15 protein-coding genes and 1 tRNA gene are annotated in these 17,298 nt (G+C 42.1%); 1 reads left to right on the top strand and 15 read right to left on the bottom strand.

Translation table 11 applies throughout. The features are described 5' to 3' along the window. The 4 genes from VIM88_RS09790 to VIM88_RS09805 form a co-directional block, all read right to left on the bottom strand. Nucleotides 1–219: hypothetical protein (locus tag VIM88_RS09790; RefSeq protein ID WP_331862708.1), on the bottom strand; the 219-nt coding region annotated here is incomplete at its 3' end. Between the two features lie 342 nt (nucleotides 220–561). Then, nucleotides 562–1,707 (bottom strand): HAMP domain-containing sensor histidine kinase, encoded by a 1,146-nt coding sequence (locus VIM88_RS09795; RefSeq protein ID WP_331862709.1) that lies wholly within the window; start codon nucleotides 1,705–1,707, stop codon nucleotides 562–564. Further along, on the bottom strand, nucleotides 1,697–2,356 hold the full coding sequence (locus VIM88_RS09800; protein ID WP_331862710.1) for a response regulator transcription factor: 660 nt from the start codon (nucleotides 2,354–2,356) through the stop codon (nucleotides 1,697–1,699). The genes VIM88_RS09795 and VIM88_RS09800 overlap by 11 nt, the downstream gene beginning before the upstream one ends. Next, the gene (locus VIM88_RS09805) at nucleotides 2,353–3,477 is read right to left on the bottom strand and encodes a hypothetical protein (protein ID WP_331862711.1); all 1,125 of its coding nucleotides are present in this window, start codon (nucleotides 3,475–3,477) and stop codon (nucleotides 2,353–2,355) included. The genes VIM88_RS09800 and VIM88_RS09805 overlap by 4 nt, the downstream gene beginning before the upstream one ends. A gap of 96 nt (nucleotides 3,478–3,573) precedes the next feature. Here VIM88_RS09805 and VIM88_RS09810 point away from each other — a divergent pair, with 96 nt between their 5' ends. Then, nucleotides 3,574–4,041, top strand: a complete 468-nt coding sequence (locus VIM88_RS09810; RefSeq protein WP_331862712.1) for a DsrE family protein — start codon at nucleotides 3,574–3,576, stop codon at nucleotides 4,039–4,041. 241 nt (nucleotides 4,042–4,282) lie between these two features. Here VIM88_RS09810 and VIM88_RS09815 read toward each other — a convergent pair whose 3' ends face one another. The 11 genes from VIM88_RS09815 to purD form a co-directional block, all read right to left on the bottom strand. Further along, the gene (locus VIM88_RS09815; protein WP_331862713.1) at nucleotides 4,283–4,564 is read right to left on the bottom strand and encodes an HU family DNA-binding protein; all 282 of its coding nucleotides are present in this window, start codon (nucleotides 4,562–4,564) and stop codon (nucleotides 4,283–4,285) included. Nucleotides 4,565–5,019: 455 nt separating this feature from the next. Further along, nucleotides 5,020–5,104 (bottom strand) — tRNA-Leu (locus VIM88_RS09820). 99 nt (nucleotides 5,105–5,203) lie between these two features. Next, nucleotides 5,204–5,515, bottom strand: a complete 312-nt coding sequence (locus VIM88_RS09825) for a F0F1 ATP synthase subunit C (protein WP_331862714.1) — start codon at nucleotides 5,513–5,515, stop codon at nucleotides 5,204–5,206. Between the two features lie 222 nt (nucleotides 5,516–5,737). Continuing rightward, nucleotides 5,738–6,409 (bottom strand): porin family protein, encoded by a 672-nt coding sequence (locus VIM88_RS09830; RefSeq protein WP_331862715.1) that lies wholly within the window; start codon nucleotides 6,407–6,409, stop codon nucleotides 5,738–5,740. Between the two features lie 12 nt (nucleotides 6,410–6,421). Next, nucleotides 6,422–9,637 carry an SdrD B-like domain-containing protein gene (locus VIM88_RS09835; protein WP_331862716.1) on the bottom strand — a complete coding sequence of 1,072 codons (3,216 nt, stop codon included), beginning with the start codon at nucleotides 9,635–9,637 and terminating at the stop codon, nucleotides 6,422–6,424. Between the two features lie 338 nt (nucleotides 9,638–9,975). Continuing rightward, nucleotides 9,976–12,108: a polyribonucleotide nucleotidyltransferase gene (locus VIM88_RS09840; protein WP_331862717.1), complete on the bottom strand. Its 2,133-nt coding sequence runs from the start codon at nucleotides 12,106–12,108 to the stop codon at nucleotides 9,976–9,978. A gap of 4 nt (nucleotides 12,109–12,112) precedes the next feature. Then, nucleotides 12,113–12,811, bottom strand: a complete 699-nt coding sequence (locus VIM88_RS09845) for a phosphoribosyltransferase (protein WP_331862718.1) — start codon at nucleotides 12,809–12,811, stop codon at nucleotides 12,113–12,115. Continuing rightward, the gene (locus tag VIM88_RS09850; protein ID WP_331862719.1) at nucleotides 12,789–13,061 is read right to left on the bottom strand and encodes a DnaJ domain-containing protein; all 273 of its coding nucleotides are present in this window, start codon (nucleotides 13,059–13,061) and stop codon (nucleotides 12,789–12,791) included. Before VIM88_RS09850 ends, VIM88_RS09845 begins: the two co-directional genes overlap by 23 nt. Beyond that, nucleotides 13,051–15,171: an LPS-assembly protein LptD gene (locus VIM88_RS09855; protein ID WP_331862720.1), complete on the bottom strand. Its 2,121-nt coding sequence runs from the start codon at nucleotides 15,169–15,171 to the stop codon at nucleotides 13,051–13,053. Before VIM88_RS09855 ends, VIM88_RS09850 begins: the two co-directional genes overlap by 11 nt. After that, a complete protein-coding gene (locus tag VIM88_RS09860; protein ID WP_331862721.1) occupies nucleotides 15,164–15,619 on the bottom strand; it encodes an RDD family protein in 456 nt (151 codons plus the stop codon). Before VIM88_RS09860 ends, VIM88_RS09855 begins: the two co-directional genes overlap by 8 nt. 9 nt (nucleotides 15,620–15,628) lie before the next feature. Beyond that, nucleotides 15,629–16,897, bottom strand: coding sequence for a phosphoribosylamine--glycine ligase (gene purD / locus VIM88_RS09865; protein WP_331862722.1), 1,269 nt, complete (start codon nucleotides 16,895–16,897; stop codon nucleotides 15,629–15,631). Nucleotides 16,898–17,298: the final 401 nt, after the last annotated feature.

A 17,298-nucleotide genomic window follows, 5' to 3' on the forward strand; every position in this document is an offset into this window, starting at 1 on the left:
AAAATCTTTTTCATAATTGGCCTGTATAAAACCCCAAAGTTTAGGCACCTTGTTTCTATTCGGTACTTTCACTCCTTTAGATTCTACCATATCCGGCTCAGTACCTTGTAGCATCAGCCAGTTTGCTGCATTCACTTCCACTCCGCTAAATAACAGCGGGGCAACTAAAGCAAATTTCAATATAGATCGTTTTGAAATACTTGTTTTTACTTGTATCATTCCCTGTCCTTTTTGTAAGTTCGATGACATAGTAGCGGTACAATGTAAAAAAAATGTAAAATTATTTTATATGATTTTATAATTTATATATATAAACTGAAAGAACGACTATAAATAATACTACCTTTTACTCATGTAAAAGCAATCTAAAGAGCAATATATGCTTCGTTATTCCCTTACTTTAGGATGTTCAATTCCATTTGAAACAAAATTTGACTTCTATTGCACTATCATTGACTGTCTGGATGATAAAAGTAAAAAAATAGAGACAAATTCCCTATTTTCTGTTTACTTTGCAATGTAAATTTTTATAATGTGATACTTTATGGCAGAGAGAGTAGCCTAAAAGGTATAGCGGAATGTTGTACCTTCCCCCAATTTAGATTTGATCTCCAATAGGATATCTTCTTCATCTATGATCTTCTTCACGATATTGAGTCCTATACCAAAGCCACCTTTGGCTTCATTCTCTCTATAATATCGTGAAAATATTTTACTGGTATCCTTGATACCGATACCGTGATCTATGACCTCAAAAACGATATGTTCATCGTTCGTATATACATTGATCTCGATATGGCTATCGTCATTACTGTATTTGATCGCATTTGAGATCGTATTGTCAACAATACGTTGCAGTTTCGTTTTTGAAAATGTATGTGTAAGTCCCGCTAGAATACTCTTATGAAGCTGTATCTGCTTAAGGTTTGCAATTTCCTGAAAATAATCTACTCTACTTTGAATAAATTCACCAAAGTCAAACGTACTTTTTTTATGTTCCACCCTGCCTTCTTTCACAAGATAGTCCATATCATTGTAAATGGTAGCGAGTGTTTTGGCAGCAGACTTCATACGCAATAAGTATTTATTTTCACCATATTTACTGGCAAAAAGATCAGAATTCAAGTTGATGATACTCAAAGGGGTATTGATCTCATGCATAGAGTCTTTAATGAAACTGTCAAGCTGCATATTGAGTTTTTCAAGAGGTTTTGAAAAATTTCTAAGCAATAAAAATGAAAATATGAATAAAGCGATCACAATAGCGATCATGATCATCGCAGCGAAAAAGTAAACATTACTGGCCGTATGCACGGTAGAGACCAGTAAATAGCTTGCACCAAAATAATAGGCATCAGGGAGAGAATAGACATAATAATAACGGTTTCTTTTTTGATGGAAACCTTCCGTAAAGGACATAGGTTCAAAATCTAAATTGGAAAATATGATCTGATACTTGTCTGTATAAAGTGCCGCTTTATACTCTTTGTACCGAGGGAAATAATACACTTTGTCTTCATTTTGATACTGCTGCATGGAAGTGATGATCTTTTTTGCCTGCGATTCAAGAGAGAGTTCCACTTTTGCCTCATCTATCTGCAGGAGCAGTTGCACATAGACCACCAGGGGAGTGATCAGCAAAACAGCCAATATCCCCGTATAGAGCAATGCATACTTTCGGGCAAACTCTTGGGTATTAATAATCAATACTGTACCCTACGCCACGCACATTTTTAATGAAATCTTTCTCAAGTTTTTTACGTAAATTACCTACTTGGACACGGATATTGGCAGAATCTACCCACTCGCCCCATACCTCTTCCCAAAACATTTCACAACTCACCACAGAACCTCTTTTCTTGATAAGAAGTTCCAGGATCTTCGTCTCTGTCTTGGCAAGCTGTACCGTTTCACCATTGTAGGTAAGCTTCATTTTTTTTAGATCATAGTTATATCCCGATGGCAGTTCTATGTTTTCTTCCGACGAAGCAAAACATTGTACCTTCATCACTTGCTCCACACGCAATTTCAATTCTGCAAGGTCAAAAGGTTTACGTATGTAATCACAGGCACCACACTCATACCCCCGGCTTAGATCATCTATGTCTGTTAGCGAAGTAATGAAGATAGCTGGCGTCATGTTTCCATCTGCACGTAACTCTTCCAGCATCCCGAAACCATTTTTTTCACCAGGTACTTTCACATCCAGAAGCAGCAGATCATACACCTTCTCATAAATAGCATCATACGCGGCATCAGAATCTGTAAAACATTCCACCTCATACCCACTCTCTTCTAAAAATTCTTTCATACTTAACGCAAGTATTCTTTCATCTTCCAAAATCAGTATTTTCATTTTACGGTCCCAATCTTTTTGTCATTATGTTTATTTTCAACAATGATATCAATAAGTTCATCTTTGCTATAGTCATACAGTATCCGTTTTGCCTGGATCTCAAGTTCCTGCTTATCTTCTTTATTCAACTTTGGCAATACCTCTATGATCTCCTTGTCCTGGCGATTGCGAAAACTGTCATGTGGAGACTTCCAGGTGTCGACCACATTTTTAATATCTTCATCTGAGAACTGTGTGAAGAAAGACATACCTTTATTTGATTTTTCATATTGTTGAAGTGCATCCTCCGGAATACCCAAAAGATATATGCCGATCTGTTTCCCCTCTCCATTCAACATAGGTTCATACAGATAAAGAATACCCTCTTCATATCGATAATTATTGGCCAAAAGGCTTTCCCAATCCAACATTCTTATTTTCTCAAGGTAGCGTTCGTTATAGTTTTGATTGGAGACCACATACCCATTCAAGTAGGGAAAATTTCGCATCAGTTCTGCTTTGTCCATATATGCTTCATCCATCAAAGCAAAAAGTTCGATGCCTTTTTTACGTAACTTCAGTGCAAAATCATCGATAAACTTGATCACTTCCAAATAGCCCAGCACCTCATCTCCGCTGTACATAGGTATCGTAGCTTTCAGGGTCAGTAATCTACCTCTTTCCATCCCCACTTTTGGACGGCTGTTCTTATCCAGTGAGGCCAGATCATCTCTAAACCACCAGATAGGCATCCCTTCATACCCTTCATCCCAACTACGTGCAAAAATGAAAAAGTCCCGGGTCAGTATCTGTATGCGCAAGGTTTTCACATGCGTATATTTTTTAAACCGTTCTGTGATCTTGCTCAGGATCCTATAGCCTTGGGATTCATCTTCAGCGGTCAGTGCATTTTTAAGTTCGCCATCTTCTGAGAGTGCCAAAGACAATGAGAGCAGGTCAACCATCTCATAGTCAAGTCCCGATCTAAAATCATTGATCACCTGATCACCCAGACTTATGAGTCTGTCTTCATTGCTTTGTTTTACAAAGAAGAAAACCGAAACAAAAAGGATCATCAATATGCCAAAAGTAATATAGGCTGCTATTTTACTGATGTACTTTGTAGGGGTACATGCTTTCATATTTACACGCATAAAGTTTGGACCCTGTTCCTTACCATTTATATTTTTTTTATATTATATCGCTATCCTATCTTAAACTTACTAAAAGGAACACACATGAAAAAAATGATCTTTAGTCTACTTTTAAGTCTAGGTCTACTGCATGCTCAAGAGAATTCTGCCAAATTGGTATATGATCTGACCACCAAAGACCTGAATAATTTTGAACGACGCATCTTAAGTGCTACCGTATCAAATAAAGCACATTATGAAGGCACCTTACGCGAGCTTGATGTTGCCGCTGTGATCCATGGCGGTGCCTACAAATTCTTTCTAAAAGACCCTGCAAACAGCAAGTTCAAAGACGACAAAGCATTGGTTGCCACATACCGATCTCTGGGAAAACGTATTGAAACACTGGCCAAAACCTATGATGTTCAATTCCTGGTATGCGGGGCAGGCTTACGTAAACACGGACTTGAAAAAAAAGATATCTATGATTTTATAGAAATCATCCCCAATGCCACACTTGGATTGACCGACAAACAGAATGAAGGGTATGCGTATGTCCCTGTCGGAGACTGATCAGGGCCTAGTTATATAGCTCAGTATCTGTATCTATGGTTGTCAAGCGTAAGGTTGAAGACCTGTCACGAAATAGACTTTTGATAGGTCTGAAGGTAAAAAGTTTTTGATTCGGAGTGACGTGATAAATGCGTCCAGGATCAAATCCTGTAACAATGCAATTTAAATGATTATTTTGGAGAAATGAACTGAAGTTTGATACATAGGTTCATGCCCCTTTAGAGGGGACATGAATGTACTTTTAGTTACCAGCTACGGCGTCTTTAAGTGTTTTACCGATTTTGAATTTAGGTGCAGTGTGTGCAGCTTTTTTGTATTTTTTGTTCGTTCCAGGAACTGTACCGCTTTTTTCTGCTACTTCTACTGTAGAAAATGTTCCAAACCCTACCAATGATACTGTTTCTTTTTTTACCAAAGCCTCAGTTACAGAAGCAATAAATGCTTTTACCGCTCTCTCCGCTGCTGCTTTGCTTTCAAACTCACCATTCTTTTGGACCAATTCTACGAAATCTGCTTTTGTCATGTTCTTCTTCCTTGTTTTAAGATGCAGTCATTATAACACAACCAATTCTTAAAAAAAGATAAAAAAATGCTAAAAAGCCCTTATTTACGGCATTTAATGGTGTTTTGTTAAAAAAAAGATTAAATATAACATTTAGTTATTTAGTAATGTAATAGTTAATATATCAAGAAATTATACTCATGGGTGTTTAAAAAAGACAAAACGGCACTTTCCCCTAAGAAAAGACACTGTGGTCGTAACAAAAGCAGTTGCCTACTTGGCAAATTTCAGCGATAAAGTTTCAATGATCGCATCAAGTATTGTACATGGAACTAAAAATTTCACAAAATTTCATAGAGTGATTTTAAACCGTATTGCCATGACAAAGGCAAGGACAACATATGAAGCGTTTGCATTTACAGTGTACATAGATTTAAATTTTGGATTAGCTGTCTGTTAAAAGGGTTTGAAGAAGATGGTGCGTCAGAGAGGATTTGAACCTCCACACCCGTAGGGCACTACCCCCTCAAGGTAGCGTGTCTACCGTTCCACCACTGACGCACATAGACTTGTAGTTTAAAAGTACTACCGGACTTTAAAATGAGGGGTTAAAAAGTTGTGACGGATTATAACCATCACAACCTTTCAATGTCTTTAAGATTAACCGATAAATGGGTTAGCGTAAAGAGCGATAAGCGCAATTACCAATGTATAGATAACCTGTGCTTCGATCATTGCAAGTGCGATGAACATTGTAGTCATTAGTTTACCACCAAGACCTGGGTTTCTAGCAGTACCAGCGATAGTCGCAGCAGCAGTGTGACCCATACCTACAGCACCACCAAGTGCAGCAAGACCAAGACCAACACCAGCAGCAACTACTGAGTATGCTTTGATCATAGATTCACCATCTACTTCAGCACCAAATGCAACAGCACCAAGTGCCAAGAAAAGTAAGAAAAACTTTTTCATTTTATATCCTTTGATTAAGTGATTTTAAGTCTCTTCGACTGTTCTCAAAGCCTGTTCGGATAGCGTAAACGATACTAAAAGAATCGCCAACATAGACATGAATGCCTACATTTCCCTACTGATCACTTCAAATAACGACGCAATTATATCTTTATGATGATTAAATATGGTTAAAAAACATGAGTTGAAGAAGACTGCTATTTTAAATAGCAGTCTCTCTGACTAGAAGTCGTAGGTAATACCGAAACTGACCACATTTGCTCTATATTTGATCGGTCCACTATCATGCAGCAGATTTTGGTAATCTACAAAAAGTCCCCAACCTTTCTCCTGGTCTCCATGACCATCAAAAGGTCTGTCATAGACACCGCCTTCTTCTTTATCTGAGTCACGATCGGAAAGATCATACTCTAACCCTATACCATAATGCATACCATTCTCACTATAAGTTTCACGTAGGGTTCCACATGTTGTTTCAACCTTTGTATATCCATATCCGATAAGACCATAAACATTGAACTGTTCTCCTATTGGCATCATAGGCTTGAGGAATATCCCATAATGTGTGACATCAAACGTGTCACTGTCATAGAGCGCTTTAAGCGCACGGGCTTCTATACCAAAATACTGATTATAGTCATAACCTAATCTCACGATCCCACCCCATGTAGTATCTTCCAACCGTGTTCCGATTCGTGGATTACCTAGAAGATCAAGGCACTCACAGTCTCTGGTGACATCTACCCAAAGAGCACCTACTCCGATATATAAAGGATTAGGATCTATCTCCTCTATCCCTATGGGAGCTACAGCAGGAGCGATATCGCCCCCACCGAATAGATTGCCTGTTGCCAAAGTTGCACCAAGTGTCAGTGTTTTTATTACTTTTTTCATCTCCAACCCTTTCTATCTTTCGTTTCTATAAATCTCTTCTTCTCTTCTTACAAAGAAAAGACCGATCATCAGTGTCAAAAGTATCATCAATGTACCCGTAACAACATTCAGTGCCGGAGAACTGTCACTTTTGCTTTCCGTATCAAGACATGTACAGTAAAGTCCCACATCAATATCATACCTGGACGTCCCAGAGACACTCAGAAGATTCGTAACTCCATTACTATTCGCATCGGAATCGATATCTGTATTACTTCCTGCATTTTTTGGTGAAAAGGCATAATTTGCAGGCAAGCCGGAGAACCTGATACTATAATTTCCTTCTGGAACAAAAAAATCATAATTTCCCGTAGCATTGGTATCGTGTCTATTTTTACCATGTAAATCATTGACTAAAATGCCATTTTCATCCAATAGCTCTACCTTGAGTCCAACTACTGGGTCTTCACCCGCATCTTGAATACCGTTATTGTTATCATCGAACCAGGCGTAATTTCCTATATGTACAGCACCTGTAGGAGAAATATTGTCTATCACAAACTCTGCTGTTTCTCCTATGCCAACACTAAAGTCGTAACATCGGTCCACGGTCTCTCCCTCTTCTGTCAACACAGGAGTTATAGGCGTACCATTCAGTGTCCAGTTGGCATCCCAAAGAGGATGGACATTGATCTCACATAGTGTATAGACCGTGCCTGGAACCAATCTCGCATCTTCAAAGTTCAGCGGTCCACTGCTTGTATCTCTTTCCATGATACCCTCTGGTCCCTCTATCGTAAATGTCCAAAGTTCAGATGTCGGACCGCCATCTTCAAGTTTGAGTACACTAACCTGTCCTTTTTCCCGGTTGGTAAATGTACACGCTACGGTTTCACCCGGTTCAAGGTTTATCGTAGCTCTTCGAAGCAGTAGATCTGTGACACTGTTTGCGAGTCCATCCGTTTCATCACACACCAAATTACTCAAAAGATAATCCGGGGCAGGATCGTTCTCTGTTACTCTATAGGTACCAAATTTGACATTCTCAAAGGTATAACTCTCTCCATCGTTCAGTAAAAGAGAAACTGAACTATCGATATTTTGAGTAAAATTGAAGTCGTCAGCAGGAGCTGCTCCTTCTACTACCTTAGTGATAGTAACCTGCGAATATAGGGCATTCGCAATGACACATTCATAATCAGACCGGTTGCCGTCTACATCAGGATCATAGGTAAAATTACAGTCAGTAGCCCTGTTTAGTTCAAACCAGCCAACTTTTGGTGTCTCCTCTATCTTATAGGTTCCTGCTAGAAGTTGGTTCTTCCCTATAATGGTCGTCCAATTCGCATCTGTGGTTGTTGTAGTATTTTCCTCAACCCAGGTAACATTATCATCATCAAGTTTATAAATTGTCATCACCCAACCCGCTTCAGATCCTGGAGGGTAAGTGACTTTTTTGACTTTTACCGCCGGACGATCGGCTAATATATTGGTGAAGGTTACCGTAGCCGAACATTTTGGCAGTCTCAGATCGACAAGTTTTGTACTGCTTCCTGTTGGTGCATACCCGAACGTTGGAAGTTCCTGTACATTATATTGTGATGGGTCCAAACCTGAAATCGTAATGGAATTCGTAGGAGTAGTATCATTCACATCTATAGTAAATGTTTCCTCATATCCCAAGCCATTACGGACCGTAAAGTTGAAATCCAGCGTCTCGCCATCTGGAATGATAGCAGGGTCCATCTCTTTAACGATCGTTAAAGATACCAACGCCGAAGAAGAGAGACTGACACTGAAGGTACCGCTGTTCGTACCGCTGCCGCCCCCTGTCTTGAGAGAAGCGATGTCACTCAATGATCCTGTTGCACTCGTTGCTGGCTGCGTATAGACCGTCTTGGTAAAGGTGACACTGCCACTGTTAAACACTACACCGGATGTCCAGTTCACGTCGCCTGTTGTCGTAGTATCAGCCGTATAATTATCAAAGGTACCTATGGACGGTTGGGCCACTGAATAGCTCAGATTTGTACCCGAGATCCATTCGTAATCTTTGATCGTCGCATTTTCATCATCATTCTCTGAAGTACCCTGTACAAATGCAGTGGCAGTTGCTACTTTTGTACCCAAGATAACACCATCAGGATGATCCGGATCAATATACGTTGCTACAGCTCTATCATTTAGGCTGATACCCTGCGCTTCGGGAATGGTAATTTTATGTGTACATACTATCTGATTACCTGCATCTGCCTGCAGTGTAAAAGGATCGCACTGATGAGTATCTAGTACAGTTACATCACTATAGATTGTATCTTCCACACTGATGGTGATATCACGATGCGCGGTGTTGGATGCCTGGATAATGGTCGTGACATCAACATTCCCTGCTGGTGTGATTTCACCTTTTGTCCAGCTTACAGTAATGTTTATATCTTTTTGAAGCGGTAAGGTTTCATCACAGGTATTATCAAAACTAAGACTTGCCGGTTCTGAAGATTTTGAAACGGTCCAGGTTCTGCTCCCTCCCTGAGTCGCTGTCATTGTTTTACTGAAGGTAGTTGATTCTACATCCGGTACAGGAAGGGTCTGATCTCCCAAATTTACACTTGATGCTACGCTTATCAGACGGCTTTGAAGAGAAGAGCCACTATAATTGCTTGAACCTATCGCCAGTCTCATATTATAGATAGCAACACAGGTTAAGTTATTGGGATACCCCTCTACCGTCACTTGTCGAAAAATCTCACTTTCATCAGGTGTGATAAGTAACTCTTGTGTTGCCAACGAACCGATGTTTCTACATGCTTCAATATTTTCAGGAGGGGTAGAGTATTCGTCCAAGGTCAATTCCGTAATGTAGTCCCATCCGACTATAGTGGGATCATTGGCATCTTTATAGTCACCCCCCACCTTGAAAGTAAAATCCTGTGCACTTCCGGTGGTATTGGTAAAGGTAATACGATGGGGGACCATATCCAATTCAGCCCAAAATTTTAGGTTACCTTCTGTATAAAAAGGATCATCACAGAAATACATGGTAAACTCATCACCTGGTGAATTAATATCTGGTACCTGCTCCGCATGATAGCCATTATCTGCAGCTGACCTACAGCCCTGCAGATCAAGTTTAAGCACTCCTGCTTCCATAATAATTGTTGAGGCGAATAAAAGAAAAATACCGAAGACGGCACCTTTCATTCCTTCACGAAACTTTTTAAGCCATTTACATTCATTAATCAATTTCATCGTAAATCCTTACTCAGTTATTCTAAATATATTAAAAAAAGAGTAGCTCAACTTTTTATTAACAATCGTACTCTAATCCACCTCTTTGTCCAAACAATTTATTCAAAGGGCCAGCTGTCTCTTCAAAGATAATTGGCCTTTGCCTACAGTATACTCCAAAAAATATAATTTTACAATATAATTTAAAATTATATTTAGTACTTATAAATGATATAATGCTTGATTAAGCCTGATAAAGGGGATTTTGTATGTTTGGAGGGGATAGTGTAGGCTATGCTAGGCAGGAAGTATCCTCTCCGTTTATTGCTCAGAAGAGGAATAAAGAAGAGAGAAGAAGCCTAGGCTAGAAATTCCGGCGTTGCCAGTTCGACCTTTTTGCCTTTTTGCTCCATCACGACCACGGTGATGTCATCACCCTCGCTGTATCTTTCCGAGAGGTTGTTGACACGCTCTTTGGCTACTTTTGAAATGTGAAGCAGTGCATCAAAGCCGTCCGGCATTTCGACAAAGATCCCGAAGTCCACGATCTTTTTGACCTTTCCCTGATAGCTTTCCCCTACTTTATACTCCATCTGTTTCTTCACAGGTGCAGAGGCGATGCTTTCTATATGGGCTTTTGCTTCAGCCACTTTTGCTTTGTCTTCGCCTGAGAGTTTTACCCCGCCTACTTCACGGTCAAGATCCACAGAGACTTCGAACTTTTCAATGATCTCGCGGATCGTCGCACCTGCTTTACCGATGATGTCCACGATCTTGCTTGGGTGTACTGTAAAATGTTCTGTGCTCGGAAGTGCGCCACTTGAAACGATCGTTTTTTCTGCTTCTTCCATCAGTCCGAGAATATGGTTCTTCCCTTTGCTGGCTTTTTGCAGTGCATCCCTGAGGATCTCCAGGTCTATACCGCCCAGTTTGATATCCATTTGAAGCGCCGTGATCCCATCTGACGTTCCGGCTATTTTGAAGTCCATATCCCCATCGTGGTCTTCGAGTCCCATGATATCTGTCAGGACCGCGTATCTGTCACCTTCACTGACAAGCCCCATTGCGATACCTGCTACCAGTGCTGTCGTATTGACCTCAGCCGCCCGCAGTGCCAGTGCACCCCCGCAGATCGTTGCCATTGAGGAAGAGCCGTTACTCTCCAGGATCTCAGAAACGATACGGATACTTCCATCATAGTTAAGATCCAACGAAGGTTCCAGCGCCCTTTTAGCCAGGTTGCCGTGCCCCAGTTCTCTTCTGCCCGGCGCACCGATGAACTTTGCTTCACCCACAGAGTAGCCCGGGAAGTTGTAATGCACCATAAAATTCTCTGCCTGTGCATTTTTATCCGTAATGAGCTCATACATCTGGGCATCTTTCTTGTCACCCAGTGTCACCGTGACCAGTGCCTGGGTCTGTCCGCGCGTAAAAAGGCATGAACCGTGCACGGAAGGCAAAAGGTTCGTCTCGATGCTGATCGGTCTCACTTCATCCAGTGCTCTGCCGTCTGCACGGATACCCTTATCCAGGATCATCGATCTTACAACGGTTTTTTTATACTGCTCCAGCACTTTGGAAACCAGCTCTTTATCTGCTTCCTTGCCTTCAGCTTCCAACGCTTCCATAATGGTCGTACGTACTTTTTTGAGTTCCGTAGAACGCTCACTTTTGGCCATATGTGAGATCGCTTTTTCAACCGCTTCAGCATAGTTCTTTTCGATCATCGCATAGAGCGATTCGTCGATCTTGTCTTCTGTCAGGACAAGGTCCAAAGGTTCTCTCTTAAGGGGAGTAAATGCCTCTACATAAGCAGTGGTTGCTGCGTCTATCGCTTCAGCCGCCATGGCAATGACATCCACCAGTGCCGACTCCTCGAACTCATTCGCACTCTGGCCTGCTTCACCCTCTGTTGCAAGGGTACGCATCTCTATCATGACCACATCTTTTCCAGAACCTACCACCAGAAGGTCCAATTCGCTCTGGGCCTGTTGTGAGAGCGTCGGGTTGATCACGATGTCATCTCCGACCGTACCAAGTCTGACAGCAGCAATACTGCTGGCTACCGGGATGTCCGACACATAGAGTGCCGCATTGGCCGCATGCAGCGCAGCGACCTGCATATCGACTTCCGAATCTGAACTGACCACCATCACCGTGATCGTAACGGGATAATGAAACCCCTTGGGGAATAAAGGGCGCAAAGAACGGTCCACTATGCGGGATGTCAATGTTTCAAAATCACCGGGCTTCGTCTCTCTCTTGATGAAACCGCCGGGGATCTTCGCTGCCGCATAGGACTTTTCCATATACTGTACCGTCAATGGAAGGAAGTCCTCGTCCACGGCCTTTTCATCGATAGCCACTGCTGCGATGAGTACGGCTTTACCCTGTCTGTACATCACTGCACCGCTTGCCTGTTTGGCTATTTTATTGAATTCATACTTCTCTTCGAGACGGTTACTGTTGATCTCTACAATTTGTTCTTTCATAAGTCTATTTTTCCTTTGTTTTTTCTACTTTGTATTTCCCAGCTTGTGCTTTGACTATAGATTGTATCTCTTCAAAGTCCGATCTCTCATACGCTTTATAGTAATATTCGATAGAGATATAATCTTGTATCTTATGCGGACAGAATATCCCGTCACAGACGCTCAGAAAGTTCTGATAGACCGTTTGGTCCAGTATAGGCGTTGCGATATAGATATTTTTAGCGCCTCTTGCGATCGCTGACTTCAGTGCTACCATCATCGTCAATCCGGTCTCTATACACTCATCAACCAAGACCACATACTTTCCCCGAAGCGGAACCATCTCCGTTCCTTTACGATATTTATAGACATAGGTCAGCACTTCCTCTTCATACTTTCGATGTGCTTCACCATACACATAGTCTTCATTGATCGCAAAGGCATCCGTAAGTGCTTTATGTATCACCACTTCTTCCGTTTCTGAAACCATCGCGATCGCCAATTCAGGATTGTTGGGCGCGTAAATAGGCTCTGTAAGCAGAATATCCATTTGCACATCCATCGCTGTGGCTATCTGATCTGCAAAATAAACCCCCTCTTCACTGATACCGATCACCACGGTTTCATTTTTTTCAAATAACTCTGAAGGCAGCATGTCGATCAGTTGCTTTGAAGCATCCTCTCTGTCTTCATAATAGATATTAGGGTTTAAATCGCTGGGCATGATCTGCTCCTGGAAATTGTTTTGAGATCTCTTCTTCATCAAAAGTATAACGAAACTCTTCTATATACTTCATCAATAATCTGTAGGCATGGTTCAACTCTTCCATTTTTTCAATGTCACCGCCTACATCAGGATGGTTCTTCTTAGCCAAAAAATGGTACTGTTTTTTGATATCTGACCTACTGATCAATTTGGGAAGACTCAATACCTCTAAGGCTTTTTCTATCTCTTCTTGTGGATTAGTAATCATTATTAATGCTCTCCAATCCCTGTTGTGTCTCTCCAGTACCTATGCTGCCAAAAGGAATAAAGTTCATCTGTAAATTGAAAGAGGTATCTTCTGTATATCCTGTAGGTCTTGGCGTAATATCCTGTCTTAATGAAGCTGTGAGGTTCCAGCAATCACGATGGTAGCTTCCTCCGATCCTCCACTGCTTATCCGAAGCATCATCCACATCATAGTTAAACCCGCCATGCAATGCGATCTTCTCGTTCACTGTGTATCTAAAAGCGATATTGATATCGTTGGCAGCCGTATTTATCCCATTATACCGATCCATCTCATCCTGTAAGATCTGTTTATAGGTATGGCCTACGCGCACATGGTAATCTGCTCTGTTCAATGACAGGTAACTCGATGATTCGCGTATTTTCCCATACTCATGTGCATAGGTCATATTACTATAAATACTCCATTCGTCCCAGTTATACTGCATTTCATTGCTTATATCGGCAAGCCTATACGCCCTGTCGAGATAGTACTTTTGTGATAACCGTTGAAAAAATTTCAATTTCATGCTCTCATCATAAAAATAGTGGTTTAGGCTGAATGTATAGTGTTCTTCGGGCAAACCTACCGTAAACAACTCCTGCTGTTCTTGCGTGAGCGAAGAGAATGGGACAGGAGACTGATCTTCACTTCCGGGTTTAGTATACTCTAAAGCAGGTTGCATGACATGTACAAAACCGTCAAACTTTTTGCTCAGGTCCGTAAAGAATTTTACTTTATGAATGTTGCTATAGTATGCGAAATCATCATGGAGATAGTCGCCATTGCCAAAAAAGAACTTGCTGTAATAGATCTTTTCACCTAATGAGACATGTACAAAGTCATCAAAGAACGATGTAGTGAATTCCACCGGTATATTAAGTGCTGCCTGACGCAGTGTGGCACCCTCTATTCTGTGAAAATTATCGATGCGAAGGTCAGCACTGTAGGTGAGGTTTTCCCACATCAGATGATTCAGGTATTTATGCAGCTGGACGGATGGAAGCACCTGCATGGTTGCATCATTGCTTGTTTCTCTCGTATCGATGAAGTATTTTGCATTAAGCCCTGCATAGAAGTCATTGTTATATGCGAAATAGTTCACTCTGGATTCCTGCAAAGGTACCAGTCCGAAATGTTCCAGCTTTCTTTTTTGCAGGTTCAGGTAATCAATGTCATTCAGATAGGTGGTATTGACATAGAGACCATCGGTGAAACCCTGAGGCAGTGTGTCTGCGAACAGTTTGGAAGATTCATAGTTGAACTCGATCCCGTAATGACTGTCTTCCGGAAGAAGGTTACCTGCTATATAGTCTGTGCTGTCTTTAAAATAACCTGCCCTCAAGGTTCCGGAGGAGTGTGCGGAATCCACAAATCGAAAGGTACTGTAAAGACCTACACTTCTTGCAGTACGGATCTGTGGATTGAACTCTAGATCCATGCTTGGCGAGATCGCCCAGAAAATGGGCTGCTCATAGAGGAAGCCCTCATTTGAATTATAGCCGAAAGCCGGAAAAAGCAGCCCCGAGCTTCGCTGCTTGTTGGTGGAAAACGCCAGGTAGGGTGTATAAAATACAGGGATATCCCACAGGTATACTTTGGCATTGTATATCTTCATATAATCTGCATTGCTGTCATACGTGGAGCGTGAAAAAAACATTTTCCATAAAGGATCTTCGATATCACAGCTTGAGAACAAGGAGTGGCCTAAGGTGTAATTCCCCTCTTTTCGATGGGCATCGCCCGTAAAAAGCCATAGGTCATTCTCGCTGACAAGAAAAAGTTCTTCAAACGTGACCTCCTGTGTATCCGTATAGGTCTCTATATGGTCGCTTTGTTCTTTGGTACCTTTATATCCTATCATTTCAATGTTCCCATCAAGGATAAGCAGCTTTTTGGTTTTATCAAAATGTGCCGAGGATGCCTTGATCACAGCATCTTGATAATAGACCAGCACATTGTCTTTTGCCGTCACAGTGGTTTCTGTAGACTCTAAATGTTCTGCTGTAATTTCTATTTTGTTTTTATCGATAGCGGCATACAATAGCTGCATGCCGAAGAGTGCACATAAAAGAAAAAACGTTTTAGCCATCAACAACTACACAATGGGAGAGTTTGTCATGCAGTGTTTGTTTCAAGGGAACAAAAAAGGCCATGAGGAATCCCAAGTAGAAGAGCACTTCGCTTGGGATCCTTATACTTGCGCGCAAAAATGCTTTTGAGAAACCCGGTACTTTCCCCGTCTCCAGGTCTATGACCTTGATCTTCATCAGATACTTGCCCAGCGTCATACCGTTTTGCCAGACGAGAACCGTGTGATAGATGATCTTGATCGCAAATATCACGATAATATTTTGCGCGATAAAGGCATTGATGGTCTCGATCGCCGCCTGGTCTACTACAGTGATGTTCGAAAACACTTCAGAGAACTGATCATAAAAAATAATAAACGTAAACACAGAGATGACCAGGTCATCTATGACAAAGGAAGCGATCCTTTTTTGGATGCTTGCAATGGGCAAAGAAGCGGGCTCATGCATCCCGGTTTCCTAGAGTGCCTGGTAGGCAATATCAGTACGACACTGCTTTCCTGCGAAGTGCACCTGCCCTACCAGCATATAGGCACGCTGCTGTGCCTCCTTGATACTGTCTCCCAACCCTACACAGACCAGTACTCTTCCGCCGGTGGCATAAAGCTTTCCATCTTCCCCCCTGCTGACACCCGCATAGGAGATGTGCGTATTTTCACGTACCTCTTCATGATAGATCTCATCTACAATGATCTCAGCAGGTGGTGTACTGCCATACGGATAGTTCTTGCTTGCCATCACGACACCTACCGCATACTTGTCATGAAACGCTATCTCCGCATTTTTCAGGTCACCCGTAGCTGCCTTGTAGAAGAGTTCGCTCGCAGGCGATTTGAGCAGAGGCATCAGTTCTTCACATTCAGGGTCTCCAAAACGCACATTGTATTCAAGGATCATTGGTTCACCTTTGACCACCATCACACCGATGAAAAGCACCCCTTTGAAAGGATTTCCTTCCTCTTCCATACCTTTCAGTGTCGGCTTGATCACCCGCTCATCCAGTTTTGCGTAGATCTCTTCATTGACCAGAGGGGTCGGAGCATAGGCACCCATACCGCCGGTATTGGGACCTTGATCATTATTCAACAGTCTCTTATGGTCCTGTGCGGCAGGCAGTACGACATAGTCTTTTCCGTCACAGATCGCAAATACGGAGAGTTCATACCCGTCCAGGAACTCTTCAACGACAATAGAGGTTCCCGCCTCCCCGAACGAGTTTCCTGCAAGCATTTCGCCAGCAGCCTTCTTCGCTTCGTCATGGCTCTGTGCGATGATCACACCTTTTCCGCCGCAAAGTCCGTCTGCTTTGACCACGATAGGTGCTTCCAGTGTATTGATGAATTTATAGGCTGCCTCAAGGGAATCCGTCTCAATGTATTTTGCAGTAGGTACATGGTGACGGGCAAGGAAGTTCTTCATGAAGATCTTGGAACCTTCCAGCTGTGCGGCCGCTGCGGTAGGACCAAAGATCGTCAGCCCTCTTGCTTCAAACACATCTACGATCCCCTCGACCAGCGGCCCTTCCGGCCCGACGATCGTCAATGCGATACCATTCTTTTCAACAAAGTCTGCCAGTTCGGAAAAGTCGCTGATGCTCAGGTTCTCACCCAAAGCATCCGTAGCACCATTACCGGGAGCGAAATAGATCTTCTCTACATTGTCATCTTTAGCAAGTGCCAAACCGATAGAGTATTCTCTACCACCCGAACCTATGATTAATACATCCATTTATTTCTCCAAAAAATTATAACCAGAACAAGGAATTTGTCATGTGATACCAGATGTTGTACCTGTACGTAGAGGATTTTGGAAAGATCTGAGTCAAACTTCTCTTCGTCGATAAGCTTTACAAAGTCCTGTACGTGCAATGGTACTACCTAGTCCCCGGGTGAGCGTTCTGTTCAAGTCGGCCCTATATAGCCAACGGTGCAGGAGAGAGTCTCTCTTTAGGGGAAGATGTCTCGCTGACCAGGTCAAGCTCAAATGACAACCTCCGCACACCAAGAAACTACATGTCCCACTAAGAATAAATGTTGGACCCCAAATACAGTCGTCGCATCACCTAGGTTGATTTGATTATAGCCTATTTGAAGTTAGAAGTGAGTAAAAGCTGCCCTAATTATAAGCGT

Source organism: Sulfurovum sp., assembly GCF_036568385.1.
Classification (GTDB): Bacteria; Campylobacterota; Campylobacteria; order Campylobacterales; family Sulfurovaceae; genus Sulfurovum.

Coding starts and splice junctions, on each gene's coding strand:
- VIM88_RS09800 (WP_331862710.1), bottom strand. CDS start 2,356: ATGAAAATACTGATTTTGGAAGATGAAAGAATACTTGCGTTAAGTATG.
- VIM88_RS09805 (WP_331862711.1), bottom strand. CDS start 3,477: ATGAAAGCATGTACCCCTACAAAGTACATCAGTAAAATAGCAGCCTAT.
- VIM88_RS09810 (WP_331862712.1), top strand. CDS start 3,574: ATGAAAAAAATGATCTTTAGTCTACTTTTAAGTCTAGGTCTACTGCAT.
- VIM88_RS09815 (WP_331862713.1), bottom strand. CDS start 4,564: ATGACAAAAGCAGATTTCGTAGAATTGGTCCAAAAGAATGGTGAGTTT.
- VIM88_RS09825 (WP_331862714.1), bottom strand. CDS start 5,515: ATGAAAAAGTTTTTCTTACTTTTCTTGGCACTTGGTGCTGTTGCATTT.
- VIM88_RS09830 (WP_331862715.1), bottom strand. CDS start 6,409: ATGAAAAAAGTAATAAAAACACTGACACTTGGTGCAACTTTGGCAACA.
- VIM88_RS09835 (WP_331862716.1), bottom strand. CDS start 9,637: ATGAAATTGATTAATGAATGTAAATGGCTTAAAAAGTTTCGTGAAGGA.
- VIM88_RS09840 (WP_331862717.1), bottom strand. CDS start 12,108: ATGAAAGAACAAATTGTAGAGATCAACAGTAACCGTCTCGAAGAGAAG.
- VIM88_RS09845 (WP_331862718.1), bottom strand. CDS start 12,811: ATGCCCAGCGATTTAAACCCTAATATCTATTATGAAGACAGAGAGGAT.
- VIM88_RS09850 (WP_331862719.1), bottom strand. CDS start 13,061: ATGATTACTAATCCACAAGAAGAGATAGAAAAAGCCTTAGAGGTATTG.
- VIM88_RS09855 (WP_331862720.1), bottom strand. CDS start 15,171: ATGGCTAAAACGTTTTTTCTTTTATGTGCACTCTTCGGCATGCAGCTA.
- VIM88_RS09860 (WP_331862721.1), bottom strand. CDS start 15,619: ATGCATGAGCCCGCTTCTTTGCCCATTGCAAGCATCCAAAAAAGGATC.
- purD (WP_331862722.1), bottom strand. CDS start 16,897: ATGGATGTATTAATCATAGGTTCGGGTGGTAGAGAATACTCTATCGGT.